This window comes from Citrobacter sp. W9, assembly GCF_026719375.1.
Classification (GTDB): Bacteria; Pseudomonadota; Gammaproteobacteria; order Enterobacterales; family Enterobacteriaceae; genus Citrobacter; species Citrobacter werkmanii.
The window spans coordinates 89,569-106,848 of sequence record NZ_JAPPTE010000008.1 but is presented as its reverse complement, the minus strand read 5'-3'; the positions used below and the strand labels follow the sequence as shown (position 1 = coordinate 106,848).

General features: G+C 54.1%; 21 protein-coding genes. 7 read left to right on the top strand and 14 right to left on the bottom strand.

Annotated features, from left to right (window positions below; genetic code table 11):
* Nucleotides 1-15: 15 nt before the first annotated feature.
* Nucleotides 16-396 carry a winged helix-turn-helix transcriptional regulator gene (locus OOJ59_RS13720; RefSeq protein ID WP_038642973.1) on the bottom strand — a complete coding sequence of 127 codons (381 nt, stop codon included), beginning with the start codon at nucleotides 394-396 and terminating at the stop codon, nucleotides 16-18.
* A gap of 90 nt (nucleotides 397-486) precedes the next feature.
* On the opposite strand from OOJ59_RS13720, the gene OOJ59_RS13715 reads away from it, so the two are divergent.
* The 3 genes from OOJ59_RS13715 (at nucleotide 487) to OOJ59_RS13705 (ending at nucleotide 3,286) form a co-directional block, all read left to right on the top strand.
* On the top strand, nucleotides 487-1,335 hold the full coding sequence (locus OOJ59_RS13715) for an SDR family oxidoreductase (RefSeq protein WP_160955491.1): 849 nt from the start codon (nucleotides 487-489) through the stop codon (nucleotides 1,333-1,335).
* 81 nt (nucleotides 1,336-1,416) lie between these two features.
* Entirely contained in the window at nucleotides 1,417-2,241 is an 825-nt protein-coding gene (locus OOJ59_RS13710) for an AraC family transcriptional regulator (protein ID WP_137351294.1), read from the top strand.
* Nucleotides 2,242-2,317: 76 nt separating this feature from the next.
* Nucleotides 2,318-3,286, top strand: coding sequence for a DMT family transporter (locus tag OOJ59_RS13705; RefSeq protein ID WP_110496170.1), 969 nt, complete (start codon nucleotides 2,318-2,320; stop codon nucleotides 3,284-3,286).
* Nucleotides 3,287-3,347: 61 nt separating this feature from the next.
* Here OOJ59_RS13705 and OOJ59_RS13700 read toward each other — a convergent pair whose 3' ends face one another.
* Nucleotides 3,348-4,919: a methyl-accepting chemotaxis protein gene (locus OOJ59_RS13700; RefSeq protein ID WP_061382738.1), complete on the bottom strand. Its 1,572-nt coding sequence runs from the start codon at nucleotides 4,917-4,919 to the stop codon at nucleotides 3,348-3,350.
* A 244-nt stretch (nucleotides 4,920-5,163) separates the two neighbouring features.
* Here OOJ59_RS13700 and ytfE point away from each other — a divergent pair, with 244 nt between their 5' ends.
* Nucleotides 5,164-5,826, top strand: a complete 663-nt coding sequence (ytfE, locus tag OOJ59_RS13695) for an iron-sulfur cluster repair protein YtfE (RefSeq protein ID WP_079225626.1) — start codon at nucleotides 5,164-5,166, stop codon at nucleotides 5,824-5,826.
* Between the two features lie 83 nt (nucleotides 5,827-5,909).
* Here the strand turns inward: ytfE and cycA are convergent, their stop codons facing one another.
* Both cycA and fklB read right to left on the bottom strand, forming a co-directional pair.
* The gene (gene cycA / locus OOJ59_RS13690; protein WP_038636591.1) at nucleotides 5,910-7,319 is read right to left on the bottom strand and encodes a D-serine/D-alanine/glycine transporter; all 1,410 of its coding nucleotides are present in this window, start codon (nucleotides 7,317-7,319) and stop codon (nucleotides 5,910-5,912) included.
* A gap of 308 nt (nucleotides 7,320-7,627) precedes the next feature.
* Complete coding sequence (gene fklB, locus OOJ59_RS13685; protein WP_038642968.1) at nucleotides 7,628-8,248, bottom strand: FKBP-type peptidyl-prolyl cis-trans isomerase; 621 nt, start codon at nucleotides 8,246-8,248, stop codon at nucleotides 7,628-7,630.
* 219 nt (nucleotides 8,249-8,467) lie between these two features.
* Between fklB and OOJ59_RS13680 the strand changes: the two genes are divergently transcribed.
* Nucleotides 8,468-9,118, top strand: a complete 651-nt coding sequence (locus OOJ59_RS13680; protein ID WP_069324743.1) for an OapA family protein — start codon at nucleotides 8,468-8,470, stop codon at nucleotides 9,116-9,118.
* 47 nt (nucleotides 9,119-9,165) lie between these two features.
* On the opposite strand, the gene OOJ59_RS13675 is transcribed toward OOJ59_RS13680, so the two are convergent.
* The 6 genes from OOJ59_RS13675 to OOJ59_RS13650 form a co-directional block, all read right to left on the bottom strand.
* The gene (locus tag OOJ59_RS13675; RefSeq protein ID WP_085048461.1) at nucleotides 9,166-10,089 is read right to left on the bottom strand and encodes a DMT family transporter; all 924 of its coding nucleotides are present in this window, start codon (nucleotides 10,087-10,089) and stop codon (nucleotides 9,166-9,168) included.
* A gap of 141 nt (nucleotides 10,090-10,230) precedes the next feature.
* A complete protein-coding gene (gene rplI, locus OOJ59_RS13670) occupies nucleotides 10,231-10,680 on the bottom strand; it encodes a 50S ribosomal protein L9 (protein ID WP_003025676.1) in 450 nt (149 codons plus the stop codon).
* 41 nt (nucleotides 10,681-10,721) lie between these two features.
* The gene (gene rpsR / locus OOJ59_RS13665) at nucleotides 10,722-10,949 is read right to left on the bottom strand and encodes a 30S ribosomal protein S18 (protein WP_000135199.1); all 228 of its coding nucleotides are present in this window, start codon (nucleotides 10,947-10,949) and stop codon (nucleotides 10,722-10,724) included.
* 4 nt (nucleotides 10,950-10,953) lie between these two features.
* Nucleotides 10,954-11,268: a primosomal replication protein N gene (gene priB / locus OOJ59_RS13660; protein WP_006686338.1), complete on the bottom strand. Its 315-nt coding sequence runs from the start codon at nucleotides 11,266-11,268 to the stop codon at nucleotides 10,954-10,956.
* A 6-nt stretch (nucleotides 11,269-11,274) separates the two neighbouring features.
* Nucleotides 11,275-11,670, bottom strand: a complete 396-nt coding sequence (rpsF, locus tag OOJ59_RS13655; protein ID WP_003025672.1) for a 30S ribosomal protein S6 — start codon at nucleotides 11,668-11,670, stop codon at nucleotides 11,275-11,277.
* Between the two features lie 158 nt (nucleotides 11,671-11,828).
* Complete coding sequence (locus OOJ59_RS13650) at nucleotides 11,829-12,593, bottom strand: TSUP family transporter (protein ID WP_042312783.1); 765 nt, start codon at nucleotides 12,591-12,593, stop codon at nucleotides 11,829-11,831.
* A gap of 298 nt (nucleotides 12,594-12,891) precedes the next feature.
* On the opposite strand from OOJ59_RS13650, the gene yjfY reads away from it, so the two are divergent.
* Together yjfY and OOJ59_RS13640 are read left to right on the top strand one after the other, a co-directional pair.
* Nucleotides 12,892-13,167 carry a DUF1471 family protein YjfY gene (yjfY, locus tag OOJ59_RS13645; RefSeq protein ID WP_038636575.1) on the top strand — a complete coding sequence of 92 codons (276 nt, stop codon included), beginning with the start codon at nucleotides 12,892-12,894 and terminating at the stop codon, nucleotides 13,165-13,167.
* Between the two features lie 168 nt (nucleotides 13,168-13,335).
* Complete coding sequence (locus tag OOJ59_RS13640; protein ID WP_160955490.1) at nucleotides 13,336-14,529, top strand: MFS transporter; 1,194 nt, start codon at nucleotides 13,336-13,338, stop codon at nucleotides 14,527-14,529.
* A gap of 62 nt (nucleotides 14,530-14,591) precedes the next feature.
* On the opposite strand, the gene OOJ59_RS13635 is transcribed toward OOJ59_RS13640, so the two are convergent.
* Genes OOJ59_RS13635 through ulaC form a run of 4 tightly spaced genes read right to left on the bottom strand, consistent with a single transcriptional unit; the run spans nucleotide 14,592 to nucleotide 17,272 of the window.
* Nucleotides 14,592-15,278, bottom strand: a complete 687-nt coding sequence (locus OOJ59_RS13635) for an L-ribulose-5-phosphate 4-epimerase (protein ID WP_160955489.1) — start codon at nucleotides 15,276-15,278, stop codon at nucleotides 14,592-14,594.
* Complete coding sequence (locus OOJ59_RS13630; protein WP_160955488.1) at nucleotides 15,278-16,132, bottom strand: L-ribulose-5-phosphate 3-epimerase; 855 nt, start codon at nucleotides 16,130-16,132, stop codon at nucleotides 15,278-15,280. Before OOJ59_RS13630 ends, OOJ59_RS13635 begins: the two co-directional genes overlap by 1 nt.
* A 9-nt stretch (nucleotides 16,133-16,141) precedes the next feature.
* Nucleotides 16,142-16,792: a 3-keto-L-gulonate-6-phosphate decarboxylase UlaD gene (gene ulaD / locus OOJ59_RS13625; protein WP_032940270.1), complete on the bottom strand. Its 651-nt coding sequence runs from the start codon at nucleotides 16,790-16,792 to the stop codon at nucleotides 16,142-16,144.
* A 12-nt stretch (nucleotides 16,793-16,804) separates the two neighbouring features.
* Nucleotides 16,805-17,272 carry a PTS ascorbate transporter subunit IIA gene (ulaC, locus tag OOJ59_RS13620; protein WP_038636563.1) on the bottom strand — a complete coding sequence of 156 codons (468 nt, stop codon included), beginning with the start codon at nucleotides 17,270-17,272 and terminating at the stop codon, nucleotides 16,805-16,807.
* Between the last annotated feature and the right edge of the window lie 8 nt (nucleotides 17,273-17,280).

The following is a 17,280-nucleotide window of genomic DNA, read 5'->3' as shown; positions in this document are numbered from 1 at the left end:
CACACTGCCAACCTATCACGCAACCCGCTCTTCCCGTTGCGCCAAAACCTGCGGCAAATTCAGTTCTATCCAGTCCGCCAGCGCGGCGACTTTATCGCTCACCTGCTCACCCAACGGCGTCAGGCTATATTCCACGTGCGGCGGCACCACCGGATAAGACACCCGATTGATAAACCCGTCCTGCTCCAGTGCCTGCAGGGATTGCGCCAACATCTTTTCGCTGACGCCGCCCATCTTCCGGCGCAAATCGCTAAAGCGGTGCGTACCGTCGCGCAGCGCCACCAGAATTAACACGCCCCAGCGGCTGGTGACGTGTTTTAACACCTCGCGTGAAGGGCATTGCTCGGCAAACAAATTGCCATCGCGTAATTGCTGGGAGAGGGTCGACGCTGTCATTTTCATACTAACCTTTTTGTGCGTACTTACTAAAAGTAAGTTTAAGTGTTAGCGTGATTAAACACAAGACCAATACCAAGGAGTTACCCCATGATCGCAATTACCGGCGCCACCGGCCAACTGGGCCAACACGTTATTGAATCGCTACTGAAAACCGTTCCTGCCAGCCAGATTGTGGCTATCGTGCGTAACCCCGCTAAAGCGACGGCGCTTAGCCAGCAGGGCATTACCGTTCGCCAGGCGGATTACAGCGACGAAGCCGCGTTTTCGACTGCCTTACAGGGTATCGACAAGATACTGCTGATCTCCTCCAGCGAAGTGGGACAACGTGCCCCACAGCATCGCAACGTGATTAATGCAGCAAAGGCTGCCCACGTGAAATTTATCGCCTACACCAGCCTGCTGCACGCCGACACCTCCCCGCTGGGGCTGGCCGATGAACACATCGCCACCGAGAAGATGCTGGCTGAATCCGGTATCGCTTATGCGCTACTGCGCAACGGCTGGTACACCGAAAACTATCTCGCCAGCGCGCCAGCTGCACTGGAACACGGCGTCTTTATCGGGGCGGCGGGAGAAGGCAAAATCGCCTCGGCAACCCGCGCCGACTATGCCGCTGCCGCCGCGCGCGTCATCAGTGAAGAGGGGCACGCCGGTAAAACCTACGAACTGGCGGGCGATGCAGGCTGGACCCTGAGCCAGTTGGCTGCCGAGCTGGCAAAGCAGAGCGGTAAAAAAGTGGTGTATCAGAACCTGAGCGAAGCTGATTTTGCCGCAGCGCTGAAAGGCTTTGGTCTGCCTGCCGGGCTGGCGGAGATGCTGGCTGATTCTGACGTTGGCGCCTCTAAAGGCGGTCTGTTCGATGACAGCCATACGTTGAGCAAACTGATTGGCCGCCCAACCACATCATTGGCTGACAGCGTCAAAGGCATCGTATAAGTGTTAAAAATTAGTTAATTGTGGTGGCATCCCCGCGCATCCTCTCTGATAATGACAGGATGATGCGTGGGGAGAGAAAACGTGCAAGGTGTACCTGAGCAGTTTATTGATGAGAAAGACAGCGCCCGCTTTCGCCATCTGGCGCAGGTGCCGGGCGTTGAGCTGTATCATGCGCACATCTCACGTTACGCCTTTGAACCACATACCCATGAAGCGTTTGGCATTGGCGCGATAGAAGCCGGAGCCGAACGTTTTCGCTATCGCGGTACGCAGTACGTCGCGCCCGCCCATTCTGTCGTCACCATGAATCCCGATGAGCTGCATACCGGCGAAGCCGAAACCGCCGACGGCTGGCGCTATCGGATGATCTATCTTGAGCCCGATCTTCTGGAAGAGGTCACCGGGATCCGCCACTGGTGGTTTCATGACGTAACGCGTCACGATCCGCTGCGCTCGCGCCAGATCTGCTCGCTGATCCACGGCCTGTGGAACACGGAGGATGCGCTGGCGCAAAAAGGGTTATTGCTCGATCTGATCGATACGTTCCAGCCGCTGGCCCGCCATGCGCCAACATCTACAGAGGGGGCGCATCGCTTTGAGCGGGTACGCGAGTATCTGCATGATAATTACATGCACCCGATAACGCTCGACGAACTGGCGCGGGTTGCCTCACTGAGTCCCTGGCATTTTCAACGCCAGTTTAAATCTCATTTCCACGTTACGCCGCACCAAATGCTGATGGCCATTCGCCTGTGGCGAGCCAAAGGTTTTCTCACTCACGGAATGCCCGCCGCAGAGGTCGCCGCCGCAACCGGTTTGACCGACCAGTCGCATCTCACCCGCGCATTTACTCATCGTTACGGCATTACGCCGGTACGTTATCAGAAGCAGGTTTATTCGCGCTAATGCGCAATCTCATACAATACGGCTGCACTCTCCCTGCCTACACTCAACGCAATGTTTAATGATGTGGATGTTAACAATGATTAGCGGCGTGCTGTACGCCCTGCTGGCAGGGCTGATGTGGGGATTAATTTTTGTCGGGCCGCTGATCGTGCCGGAATACCCGGCAGTATTACAGTCGATGGGACGCTATCTGGCGCTGGGGCTGATCGCCGTGCCGATCGCCTGGCTGGGACGCGCGCGTCTGCGCCAACTGACGGGTAAAGACTGGATAACGGCGCTGGCGCTAACGATGATGGGTAACCTGATTTATTACGTTTGCCTGGCCAGCGCCATCCAGCGTACCGGCGCGCCAGTATCAACGATGATTATTGGTACATTACCGGTGGTGATCCCGGTCTTCGCCAATCTGCTCTATAGCCAGCGTGACGGTAAATTATCCTGGTGGCGTCTGTCACCTGCGCTGATATTAATTGCTATTGGCCTGCTGTGCGTGAATATCTCGGAGCTGAACCAGGGATTACCCGATTTCAGCGGCTGGCGTTATGGCTCTGGTATCGTGCTGGCGCTTGTCTCAGTGGTGTGCTGGGCGTGGTATGCACTGCGTAATGCCCGCTGGCTGCGCGAGAATCCAGATAAGCATCCGATGATGTGGGCGACGGCTCAGGCGCTGGTGACGCTGCCCGTTTCTCTGCTGGGGTACATTGCAGCATGTCTGTGGCTGCATGGGCAAACGCCAGGTTTCGCCCTGCCCTTCGGCCCGCGTCCGGATGTGTTTATCGGCCTGATGATAGCCATTGCGGTGTTGTGTTCGTGGGTTGGCGCGCTGTGCTGGAACGTCGCCAGCCAGAAGCTGCCGACGGTGATCCTCGGCCCGCTGATTGTCTTCGAAACGCTGGCTGGCCTGCTGTATACCTTTATGCTGCGCCAGGCTTTTCCGCCGCTGCTGACGCTAAGCGGTATTGCGCTGCTGGTAATAGGCGTGGTAATTGCGGTGCGGTCAAAACCGCAGAAACCGGCGGTAGTGCCGGTTTCAGGGGATGCCTGATGGCGCTGCGCTTATCAGGCCTACAAGGACTGTACGATCTCATGTAGGCCGGATAAGGCGTTTACGCCGCCATCCGGCGCGACACTTTAAATACCGCCACGGTCTGGTTCAGTCGTGCTGCCTGCTCTTCAAGGGCGGCGGCAGCGGAAGCGGACTCCTCCACCAGCGAAGCATTTTGCTGCGTCACGCGATCCATCTCGGCAACGGCCTGGCCTACCTGATCGATACCCCGGCTCTGTTCATCAGAAGCCGAGGCAATTTCGCCCATAATGTCGGTCACGCGGGTGACGGCGCTGACAATCTCCGCCATCGTTTCGCCTGCTTCATGCACCAGCGCCGTACCGGCATTGACCCGATTGCCCGAGTCATCAATCAGCGCCTTAATCTCTTTTGCCGCCTGAGCGCTACGCTGCGCCAGAGTACGAACTTCGCCAGCGACCACGGCAAAACCACGGCCCTGTTCGCCCGCACGCGCCGCTTCTACCGCCGCGTTCAGCGCCAGAATATTGGTCTGGAAGGCAATACCGTCGATAACAGAGGTAATTTGCGCGATTTTGCTGGAACTGGTGGCGATTTCGTCCATCGTACGCACTACGCCATCAACCACGGTTCCACCTTTCAGCGCCGTCTGTGAGGCGTTTTTTGCCAGACTGGTCGCCTGACGCGCGTTATCCGCGTTCTGCTTCACGGTGGCGGTGAGTTGTTCCATGCTGGCAGCGGTCTCTTCCAGAGAGGCAGCCTGCTGCTCGGTACGTGAAGAAAGATCGTTACTGCCTGCGGCAATTTCACCCGCGCCGGTGTAGATAGTGTCAGCCCCGTCACGCACCACGCTGACCGTATTCGCCAGCGCCTGCTGCATGTCACGCACATTACTTGCCAGCAGCGCCATTTCATTGCTGCCATCGGCGTTGATGCTATGCGTCAGGTCACCCGCAGCGATGTGGCGAATATGTCCCATCACCTCGTGGAGCGGCTTGAGCAACACGCGCTGCATCGCCAGCCAACTGGCGACAATCACAGTGACGACAGTCAACATCACGGCAGACAACAGCCAGATTATCTTGCGGTAATCACTCTCATTGTCCTGCACGCCGGCAGTGGCCAGCGCCGTTTGCGCGGCACGCCATTCCCGATATACTTCCTGCATGGCCGTCTGCTTCTGCTCAGCATTCTGCTTGAACATCTCTTCCAGCTTACCTTCAGCCAGCAGCGCGTTCATTTTAGCCAGCGTCGCAGAATAGATGCCGTACTGTTCTTCCAGTCGATCGGCCAGACGCTCATCCAGCCCCGGCGTTTCTGGCAGGGCGTAGTATTTATCGTAATGCTCTTTCGACTCGGCCAGCAGACGATTTGCCGTGTTCACCAGTTCTTTCAACTGACCACCGTTGATCTCGCTGGCCATCGTTCCCTGTAAACGCAGCATCCCCCGGTTGAGCGTGACGCGAGCCTGGTTCAGGCTAATCCACGCATCGGTAAATTCAGCCACATTCTGACTGGAAAGCTGAGAGACATTAAAGTTCTGTTTATCGTTATTGAGTGCGCCAATAAAGACGCCTGCGGAGATGAGCTGCATCGCGCCCAGCGCGAGTAACACGGTGATAAGTAAGGTTATCACTTTGATTCGTTTGAACATCTGTTGCCTTTTATTATGCAGGTATTGTCTGAGGTCTAACTATCGGCAGCGGCGTGCGCTTATTTAATTCTCTGGCGCAGCTTTTTTCGCCATTTCTCCCCTTTTCAATAAGATTCAGCACCTTAACGAAATAAGAAATTTTCGTGACGCTCATCACAAAACACCCCACCCCGAAAGGGTTATAGCCTTCCTTATAAGTTGCATTTAAAATACACCTTATATTATTGAGAATGAGGTAACGGCAATGTCTTATCGCGATCAACCTTTAGGTGAACTGGCGCTCTCTATTCCTCGCGCTTCGGCCCTGTTTCGTAAATACGATATGGATTACTGCTGCGGCGGTAAGCAAACGCTGGCACGCGCTGCCGCGCGTAAAGAGCTGGATTTAGACGTTATTGAGGCGCAGCTCGCGCAACTGGCTGAACAGCCGTTGGAGAAAGACTGGCGTACCGTGGCGCTGGCTGAAATCATCGACCATATCATCGTGCGTTATCACGACAGACATCGCGAACAGCTGCCGGAACTGATCCTGCAGGCCACGAAAGTTGAACGCGTCCACGCAGACAAACCGAACGTACCGCGCGGTCTGGCGAAGAACCTGAGCATGCTGCATGAAGAGCTGTCCAGTCACATGATGAAGGAAGAGCAGATCCTGTTCCCGATGATTAAACAGGGCATGGGTAGCCAGGCGATGGGACCAATCAGCGTGATGGAAAGCGAGCATGACGATGCCGGTGAACTGGTCGAAGTGATCAAACACATCACCCATAATGTGACGCCGCCGCCAGAAGCCTGCACCACCTGGAAAGCCATGTATAACGGCATTAACGAGATGATCGACGACCTGATGGAACACATCAGTCTGGAAAATAATGTGTTGTTCCCGCGTGCCCTCGCAGGTGAATAAAAAAAGGCGCCCGAGAGCGCCTTCCTGAAGTCCGAATTCGGCCACTGCTTATGTGGCCTTTTTTATGTCCGATATGGCTACGCCTAACGCACGCCTGCCATACGTTTCTTACCGATAAACAACCAGCCCAGACCCAGCGCGATGAACCACAGCGGCGTCACGATCAGCGCCTGGCGGGTATCCTCTTCCAGCGTCAGCAGTACCAGTACGAAAACAAAGAACGCCATACACACCCAGCACATCAGCTTACCGAGCGGCATCTTGTAGATTGATTTTTCATGCAGGTGCGGACGCTGCTTGCGGTACACCAGGTACGAGCAAAGAATGATGGTCCATACGAACATGAACAGAATCGCCGACACGGTGGTGATCATGGTAAACGCGCCAATCACGCTCGGATTCACATACAGCATCACCACGCCGCCCAACAGGCAGATACAGGAGAAGGTTAAACCTTTCGCCGGAACCGCGCGTTTAGACAGCTTGGCAAACGCTTTAGGCGCCACGCCTTCCTGCGCCAGACCAAACAGCATACGGCTGGTAGAGAACACGCCGCTGTTTGCGGAAGAGGCCGCAGAAGTTAGCACCACAAAGTTGATCAGGCTCGCCGCCGCGGGCAGACCGACCAGGACAAACAGTTCAACGAATGGGCTCTTGGATGGTACTACCGAGCTCCACGGCGTGACGGACATAATCACAATCAGCGCGAAAACGTAGAACATGATGATACGGATCGGGATCGAGTTAATGGCGCGCGGCAGAGATTTCTCCGGATCTTTGGTTTCCGCAGCGGTTGTCCCCACCAGCTCAATGCCCACAAACGCGAACACCGCAATCTGGAAGCCGGCAAAGAAGCCGCTCAGCCCTTTCGGGAACCAGCCACCGTCATTCCACAGATGCGTGAACGATGCCTGAACGCCAGTTGGCGACTGGAAGTGCGTCAGCACCATCACCAGGCCGACGACAATCAGACCGATAATGGCAACGATTTTGATCATCGCAAACCAGAACTCCATCTCACCGAACATTTTTACCGTGGCGAGGTTAAGGCTCAGCAGCAGCACGATCACCGCCAGCGAGGCGACCCAGTCTGAGAGTTCAGGGAACCAGAATTGCGCATACGCCGTAATGGCGACAACGTCGGCCATCCCGGTAACAACCCAGCAGAACCAGTAAGTCCAACCGGTAAAATACCCGGCCCATGGCCCAAGCAGGTCGGAGGCAAAATCACTAAATGATTTGTACTCCAGATTCGAGAGCAGCAACTCTCCCATTGCCCGCATCACGAAAAACAGCATGAAACCGATGATCATATACACAAAGATGATCGACGGTCCGGCAAGACTAATAGTTTTACCGGAGCCCATAAACAGGCCGGTACCGATAGCGCCGCCAATGGCAATAAGTTGAATATGACGGTTTGTGAGATTGCGCCGTAGCGACTGTTCAGACGAAGCCTCTTCTGCGGCTTCGACTTTTACCTGATCTACCATGTTTTTTCTTCCTGTACCTGTCTGTGTTGTTCAGGCTCTACGGCCTTTAGTGTGTCTATGATACGACGATCCTGTTAGCAGGACTCATCGATATTAGGTAAGAATTGGCGGGATGAATACTAAGATTTAGATATAATGTTAATTTAATGTTTAAAGTGAGTGTCATATCACTCTGATAGCGCGAATCAGCTCACAAAAATACACGCTGGTGAGGCATTTGCAAGATAAAATATCGACAACGGCGTAACTATAGCTTTTCACGCTATTTCTTTGCTCCCCCCGGCCTCGGGGGGAACAGAAGTCACTGCTTACAGAATCTCAAGCAGTTCAACGTCGAATACCAGCGTGCTGAACGGAGGAATGGACGCGCCAGCGCCACGCTCGCCGTAAGCCAGTTCCTGAGGAATAGTCAGTTCCCATTTGGAACCCACCGGCATCAGAGTCAGCGCTTCAATCCAGCCAGGGATGACGCCGTTAACCGGGAATTCAGCCGGTTCGCCACGTGCGACAGAACTGTCGAACACGGTACCGTCGATCAGTTTACCAGTGTAATGCACGCGAACGCGGTCGGTGCGTGCCGGGATAGCACCTTCGCCCTGGGTCAGAACACGGAACTGCAAACCGGATTCAGTGCTGTTCACACCCTCTTTCTCACGGTTTTCTTCCAGATATTTAACGCCATCAGCGGCCATAGCCTGGAAACGCTCGCGACGAACTGCATCAGCACGCTCGTGGATTTCACGCAGTGCGCGATGCACAACATCAACCGGCACTGCCGGATGCTTGCCTTCCAGCGCGTCAGCGATACCCGCTACCAGCGCTTCAGGCAACAGCCCTTCCAGACCGGATTCGCTCAGCTGCTGTCCTACCTGCAAACCAATGCCGTAGCTTGCTTGCGCTTCGATAGTGTCAAAAGTCGGGGTAGCCATCATATTTCCTTTCATCGGATGTAAAGTAGCGGGCAGCATATCAGCCATGCCGCATCCGGTAAAACTTTGTCTCGGGAACTGATGACAAATCGCGAGGAAAAAGAAACAATGACTATTGTCCGCATGAATGTCACGAAAGCGGGTACCCGAACAAGTATCATAGAGTTAGCGATCTATACTCTATGACTGAGGAACGAGACGCGGAGCAGGAGGAAAGCCATGCCCGGGCGCTTTGAATTAAAACCAACCCTGGCGAAAATCTGGCATGCACCGGACAATTTTCGCATTATGGACCCGCTGCCGCCGATGCACCGCCGCGGCATTATTGCTGCTGCTATCGTGCTGGTGATCGGTTTCCTGCTCCCTTCCAGCGACAACAGCGATGCACCAGTGGTCGCGCGTACTGCCCAGTTGGATTTGCAGTCGCAGTCACAGCCGCCGACGGAGGCCCAGCTTCAGGCACAACTGGTCGCCCCGCAAAACGACCCTGGCCAGGTCGCGCCGGTTGCGCCGGAACCCATCCAGGAAGGGGAACCAGACGCACAACCGCAGGCCCAGCAATCTCAGCCACAGACGCAACCTTTCCAGCCGGATAGTGGAATTGACCAGCAGTGGCGTTCCTACCGCGTAGATTCGGGTAAAACGCTGGCCCAGGTATTCCGTGACCACAATCTCCCGCCAACCGATGTGTACGCCATGGCGCAGGTAGAAGGAGCCGGAAAACCGCTGAGCAATTTGAAAGACGGACAGATGGTGCAGATCAGGCAGAATGCCAGTGGCGTAGTGACAGGGTTAACCATCGATACGGGTAATGGCCAGCAGGTCCTGTTTACCCGCCAGCCTAACGGCAGTTTTATTCGCGCCCGATAGCCAGCACACCTGATAAGCGCAGTGCCATCAGGCAGCAAGGTGAAGCGTTAGCGTTTCACCTTGTTCACCCACCAGATCCCCGAACAGACCAGCACCAACGCTACTGCATATTTCCATTCGAGAATATTTTCGCCGAGGAAAATGGCCGACAGTACCGCGCCTGAAACCGGGATCAGGAAGTTAAACGGCGCAATCATCCCCACGCGGTTGTGTTTAAGCAAAATACTCCACAAGGCAAATGCCACCGAAGAGAGCAACGTCAGGTAGCCCAGAATCGCCAACGAAGACGCGCCGTGTACGGTCAGCGTGCCACCAAAAGCGTAACCGCCGATCACCAGCGCCAGACCGCCACCGCCCAGTTGATACCCCGTCATTACCGTCGGGTCGACCGTCTGAGAAATGCGTTTGCCGTATAACGTAGCGGCGGAGAGAATAAAGGCTGCCATCACTACCGAGCCGTCCCCTAACAGGCTGAAGCTAAAATCCAGTCCGCTGTTAAAGTTCACCACCATCACGCCGAGAAAGCCCAGGATACAACCCAGCGCCTTGTTGTAGCTGAGTTTATCGTTCTGATAGATAAAATGCGCCAGCAGCACGCTGAAGAACGTGCCAGTCGCGTTCATGATGGACCCTTTCACCCCCGTCGTGAACGCCAGGCCAATATAAAAGAAAATATATTGCAGCGAAGTCTGCGTCAGCCCCAACAGCGTGAGCTGACCATATTGACGCGGGCTTAACCGGCCAATCGGTTTACGCTGCGCCACCGCCAGCAGGAGCAGCAATAATCCCGCAAACAGGAAGCGATAGCCGGCAAAGACAATTTTCGAGGGAATGTCATCCGTGGCAATCTGGAAGATCTCGTATCCACTTTTGATCGCCGGGTAGGCGCTCCCCCACAGCAAGCAGCAGAATGCCGCGCTCAGATAGACAACATTTTTACGCGCAAACAGAGGTTGGTGCGTTGGTTCCATTCCATCACCACTTTGAAATAATGTTTTATTTTTGTGATTATCCCGAAAAGGACAAAGAATAGCCAGAGAGAAAGACGGGGAACAGAAAAGCAAAACGCCGGCACAGGGCCGGCGCTTTTACGCGGTTAGCAGAATAAAAACTTATTCCGCAACTACGTTTACAGTCAGCTTAGCAAACACTTCGCTGTGAACCTGGAAGCTCACTTCGTGCTCGCCAGTGGTACGCAGAACGCCGTTCGGCAGACGAACTTCGCTCTTAGCTACTTCAACGCCAGCTGCAGTTACAGCGTCAGCGATGTCGCGAGTACCGATGGAACCGAACAGTTTACCTTCGTCGCCTGCTTTAGACGCGATGGTTACGGTTTCCAGTGCGTTGATTTTCTCAGCACGAGCTTCAGCAGCGGACAGAACGTCAGCCAGTTTAGCTTCCAGCTCAGCGCGACGCGCTTCGAAAAATTCAACGTTTTTCTTGGTAGCAGGAACAGCTTTACCCTGTGGTACCAGGAAGTTACGAGCATAGCCCGCTTTAACGTTAACCTGATCACCCAGGCTACCCAGGTTTGCTACTTTATCAAGCAGAATAACTTGCATTACCTTATCCTCTCAAAGTCGTATTAATGGACCGTGACCGATTACTGATGACGATCAGTGTACGGCAGCAGGGACAGGTAGCGAGCGCGTTTGATAGCGCGAGCCAGCTGACGCTGGTATTTTGCACGGGTACCGGTGATACGGCTTGGGACAATCTTACCGCTTTCGGTGATGTAGTTTTTCAGCGTAGCGATATCTTTATAGTCGATCTCTTGAACGCCTTCCGCGGTGAAACGGCAGAACTTGCGACGACGGAAATAACGTGCCATATGGCTAGTCTCCAGAATCTATCAATTCAATCTGCTCGGCATGCAGAACCATTTTGCTCAGGCCGTTCTTTGCCTTATGGCAAGAGATGAACCCCTGAACGGTTACTGCGCTACCGACCGTTATACTGTGAGTAATGGCCTGGTTTTCGTGTCCGCTAACAATAACGGGCATTTGGCACCACGCCTGCCGGTGAAACCCGGCTTCCTCCTGCACAGAACGATGCTCAAGCACGAACTGGCAATGAGGAATTCCTGATGGACTGACCTTTCGAAGGGGGGCCCTGCACACGGTGCCGGACAACGCCAGACGGTTGGTCATCAGAAATTACTCTTCAGAATCCCCAGCTTCAGCATCATCTGCGGTTTCGTTTGCGAAATCATCGCGACGCTCACGGCGCTCGTCTTTCGCTTTAACCATCGGAGATGCTTCGGTAACAGCGTGTTTAGTACGCATAACCATGCTGCGGATAACGGCATCGTTGAAGCGGAAGGTAGTTTCCAGCTCATCGATCACTTCCTGCGGCGCTTCAACGTTCATCAGAACGTAGTGAGCTTTGTGCAGTTTGTTGATCGGGTAAGCCAGCTGACGGCGGCCCCAGTCTTCCAGACGGTGGATCGTGCCTTCTGCGCCAGTGATGGCAGCAGTGTAGCGTTCGATCATACCCGGAACCTGTTCGCTCTGGTCAGGATGGACCATAAAAACGATTTCGTAATGACGCATCGAATTGCTCCTTACGGATTATTCAGCCTCCTGTCTGGGTCAGCCGAGGCCCATGGAGGCAAGGAACGTGTTAAAGGTCGGCTGAAAAATGACGCGTCATAATACTGGGGTCAGCCGGTAAACTCAAGGTGCTTGTACGATTATTTACCATGTCGCCATTAATACATATCCAGCAGCATTTTGACGCTAATGCAAATGGAGACAATGACAATCATCGGCCGGATAACTTTCTTTCCGCGCGTCAGTACCACCGTTGCGCCCAGGCGCGCGCCGAGCGATTGTCCGGCAAACATCACCAGCCCCAGCGACCAGATCATTTTGCCGCCGAAAATGAAGAACAAAATCGAGGCGATATTCGATGCAAGGTTAATAAAATTCGAGTGAATTTGTGCCTTATCGATGCTGTATCCCCACAACAGGATATAGCAGAGCGTATAAAAGGAACCCGCACCAGCGCCAAGAAATCCATCATAAAAGCCAATGCAGCCGCCGCAGATCAGAGAAAAGAAAAACAGGGATACCTGCTGCTTTCTTTTCGGTTCGCTGAGATTGGGAGCGGAAATAAAGTAGATGGCGACGGCGATAATCAGTACCGGAAGCAGTTTTTTCAACACCTCCGGTTCAATGAACTGAATGAGCGTCGTGCCTAACGCTGAGCCGATAAAAGCAGACAGGAATACATACTTGTGCTCCTGCACGTTGATATGTCCCCGGCGTAAAAAGTAAATCCCGGAGGTTAGCGAACTGCCCAGCGCCTGAATTTTATTGGTTGCCAGCGCATTCGCCGGGGGTAAACCAGAAATTAACAGTGCGCCAATAGAGAGAAACCCACCGCCGCCCGACACCACGTTAATAAAGCCAGCCACCAGTGCGACCATAAACATAATCACGAAGTAGCTGAAATCCATGAATGAAGTATCCATAAGTTTTTGCCTTATTATCATAAAGTTATATTAATTATACGGCTCACTATAAACAGGGTATCCATCCGTTTAAATTGACTATTTGGTAAGAGCTTGTGCGCGAAAGACAGGTATTTTTTAACGCAGCGGTATCTATCAGTTACCTGTAAATAAAAGAAAAGGCGGGTATGCGGTAATTTTTTGAACAACTGCATCAGAAATGGTCGCTAACGCCTGCGCCGGTAGCGGTTAAAATTACATCAGAAGCTCATAACTCACAGGAGAGAAGCAACCAGAGACCGCAGTCGAGGAGGTACATATGCGAGCCCGTGTTTTGACCCTTCTGGCTGTGCTTTTGCTCAGTGCAAATGCAACGGCAGCCATCCAAATTGACAATCATCAGGCCAGGAATATGGATGATGTGCAGAGCTTAGGCGTCATTTACATAAATCATAACTTCGCCACTGAAAGTGAAGCCACTCAGGCCCTGAATGAAGAGACCGATGCGCAAGGCGCAAACTACTACCACGTGATCCTCACCAGGGAACCCGGCAGTAACGGAAATATGCACGCCAGTGCGGATATTTATCGCTAGCACCAGAAACAACCAACGAGAACATTGCCACCGTTTGACTTGCCCCCCTCACCGGGGGCTTTTTTTTGCACATCAGGTAAATGAGAATTATTTTTCTTTGTATCTTATCCTGGTCATCATTTACTGATTAAATAAAGCATTACCGAACTGATACTCTGGGGCGAAACCATGTTTGCACGCTATGCGACGCTGAATCGCATACCAAAAGGCGTTTGGGTGCTGGGCGGCGTGAGTCTGCTTATGGATGTCTCCTCCGAAATGATCCATAGCCTGTTGCCGTTGTTTATGGCAACCACGCTGGGAGCCAGCGTCATTATCATTGGTCTGATTGAAGGATTAGCTGAAGCCACCGCGCTGATCATTAAGGTTTTTTCCGGCGTTCTCAGTGATTATCTGGGAAAGCGCAAAGGGCTGGCGATGCTCGGTTATGGTTTGGGGGCGCTGAGTAAGCCCCTGTTCGCGATGGCGGGCTCATCAGGCATGGTACTCAGCGCTCGCATGATTGATCGTGTGGGTAAAGGTATTCGCGGCGCTCCCAGGGATGCGTTAGTCGCGGATGTCACCCCGTCCGAAATCCGCGGCGCCGCTTATGGTCTGCGCCAGTCTTTGGATACCATTGGCGCATTTCTGGGCCCCCTGCTCGCCGTCGGGCTAATGCTGCTATGGAACAACGATTTTCACACTATCTTCTGGGTTGCCGTCATCCCTGGGGTGCTCTCTATCGCCCTGCTATGGTTTGGCCTGAGTGAACCGAAAACCCCTGTCACTGATAAACGCACCAATCCGTTACGACGGGAAAACCTGAAAAAGTTGAGTGCAGCCTACTGGTGGGTCGTGGGACTGGGCGCGCTCTTCACGCTCGCCCGCTTTAGCGAAGCGTTTCTCGTGTTGCGCGCATATCAAATGGATATCCCGCTGTTTGCCATTCCGCTGGTAATGGTCGCCATGAATCTGGTCTACAGTCTGTCGGCTTATCCTTTTGGAAAAATGTCTGACAGTATGAACCACTCCCGCATGTTACAGGCGGGCCTGCTGGTCCTGATCGCGGCGGATATCACTCTGGCGCTGAGTCACCACTGGAGCACGTTACTGATAGGCGTGGGACTGTGGGGGATTCATATGGGCATGACGCAAGGGTTGCTGGCTGCCATGATTGCGCATACCGCGCCAGCAGAACTACGCGGTACGGCCTTCGGTATGTTTAATCTGATCAGTGGCATCGCCCTGCTGTTAGCCAGTACCGGCGCGGGCATTCTGTGGGAAACGATGGGCGCAGCCTCGACGTTTTACGCTGGTGCTGTCATTTGTGCGATAGTTTTAGCAGGAATGCGATTTACGCCAGCGGCTTACCAGCAACGCTGAAGATTGCCCCGAACAGATCGGTGACGCACATCCGTAGATGCACGTTGTCCGGGGCAGAGACGTTACTTCTGCCCGTAGTAGGCGTTTGGGCCGTGCTTACGCATGAAGTGTTTATTCATCAGATAACTGTCGATGGGGCTGAGGGTCGGATTAATGCCACGCGCAATCCATGCCATCTTCGCGACCTCTTCCATCACTACAGCGTTGTGTACCGCGTCGTGCGCATCTTTACCCCAGGCAAACGGACCATGCTGATACACTACCACGCCGGGCGTATGCAGAGGCTCCACGTTCCCCAGCGTTTCGATAATCACCTTGCCGGTATTCAGCTCATATTCGCCCTCAACCTCTGCTTCAGTTAACGCCCGCGTGCAGGGGATATCACCAAAGAAGTAATCCGCATGCGTCGTGCCGAGTGCAGGTATTGCCAGACCCGCCTGCGCCCATGCCGTCGCGTGGGTTGAGTGGGTGTGCACCACGCCGCCAAGAGATAAATAGCGGCGATACAGCGCCAGATGGGTGGCGGTATCGGAAGAAGGACGATAACGTCCTTCCACCACGTTGCCATGCAGATCCACAACCACCATGTCATCCACTGTCATTGTTTGGTAGTCGACGCCGCTGGGCTTAATCACCACCAGCCCCCGTTCGCGGTCGATGGCGCTGACGTTACCCCAGGTAAACGTCACCAGCCCGTAACGCGGCAGATCCATGTTGGCCTCAAAAACCTGCTGTTTAAGTTTTTGCATTACACCGTCTCCACCAGACCTGCGCTGGCCATCCGCGCTTTCACCCAATCGCGCGCCTTCGCCACTTCACGCGCCGGATCGTCCGTTGTTTCACTCCACATCTCAATCAGGTATGGCCCGCAATACCCACTCTGCTTGAGCGTTGCAAAACAGCGTTCGAAATCGACAACACCTTCACCAAACGGCACATTTTTGAACACGCCGGGTCTGGTGTCCTTCACGTGAACGGCCACAATATGGCCTATACCTGCCTGCAACTCCATCTGTACATCGTTATCCCACGCCGACAAATTGCCGATATCGGGATACAGCTGGAACCACGGATTATTGAGATAGTGGGCATAACCCAGCGCCTTACTGATCGAATTCATCAGCGGATAATCCATGATCTCCATCGCCAGCGTCACCTGCGCGCGACTTGCCATCTCAACGCTCTCTTTTAGCCCCTCGCGAAATCGACGACGCGTTTCGTTATTGGCCTGCTGGTAATAGACGTCGTAACCCGCCAGTTGAATCACGCGAATACCAATATCCTGCGCAAACTGAATGGCTTTCCGCATGATCGCCAGTCCCTGATCGCGCACCGTATCATCTTCGCTCCCCAGCGGGAAACGGCGGTGAGCGCTCAGGCACATAGAAGGTACACGTACTCCCGTTTCGGCGATGGCGGCCACCAGCGCCAGACGCTGCTCGCGGCTCCAGTCAAGGCGCGCGAGGCGGGCATCGGTTTCATCAACTGACATTTCGACAAAGTCAAAACCTAACTCGTTCGCCAGCCGCAAGCGCTCCAGCCAGCACTCCCCTCCGGGGAGCGCTTTTTCATAAATACCGAGCGGGAACTGTTTCGACAGCATAGTCGCTCCTTAGCCCCACAACTGGGCGATGGAACGTTTGAACTGACGCGCCGCCTCAACCGGAGAAGCGGCATCACGAATGCTGCGGCCAGCGATAAAGACGTGAATCGGAATCCCCTGGAACAGCGGCAGATCCTCCAGCGCCAGACCGCCGGTGACGGTGACTTTAAAGCCCATATCAGACAGGCGTTTGATGGCACTGATATCCGCCTCTCCCCACGCCACACCTGCGGCCTGCGCATCACGACTGCGATGATAGACAACCTGCCCGATACCCGCGTCACGCCACTCCTGAGCCTGTTCCCAGGTCCAGTAACCGGTTAGTTCAATCTGTACGTCGCCGTTAAATTCTTTCGCCACCTCGAGCGCACCTTTGGTGGTATTGATATCCGCACAGCAGATAACAGTGACCCAATCAGCGTTGGCCTCAAAACACATGCGAGAGAGAATTTTACCCGCATCGGCGATTTTGGCGTCCGCCAGCACAATTTTATGTGGGTAGAGCGCCTTCAGGTCACGTACGGCACGTACGCCCTCAGCAACACAAAGAATGGTGCCCACCTCAATAATATCGACCTCTTCGGCGATCAGACGCGTCGTTTCATACGCAGAAGACATTGATTGGTTATCCAGCGCAACCTGCAACATAGGTAATGACATTTCGGTATCCTTTTAAACAGCCGCCGCAGTGGCGTTATCAATTAAATCCAGCACTTCCTGCGCGGTGCGGCAGGCACGTAGACGGTCGAAATTGGCTTCATCATCAAACAAATTCACGATCTGCATGATGCCCACTTCCTGATGCGTGTTGGCGTCGACCGCCGCCATCGTGATCAGAATATCCACCGGGTCGTTATCTTCGTGGTTAAACACCAACGGTGTTTTCAGCGTCACCAGCGCAAAGCCGGTCTTCTTAACGCCTTCTTCCGGGCGCCCGTGCGGCATCGCCAGTCCTGGCGCAATCACAAAGTACGGACCAAACTGTTCAACCCCATCAAGAATGGCCTGGTAGTAGCGCGGTTCAACCACGTCGGCCTTAACCAGCAGATCGACGCCCAGCTTTACCGCTTCCTGCCAGGTGTTGGCCTCAGCCTGTAGAAGGATGGCGTTATTGTCTGCCAGCGAATCACGTAATTTCATATGCCGTA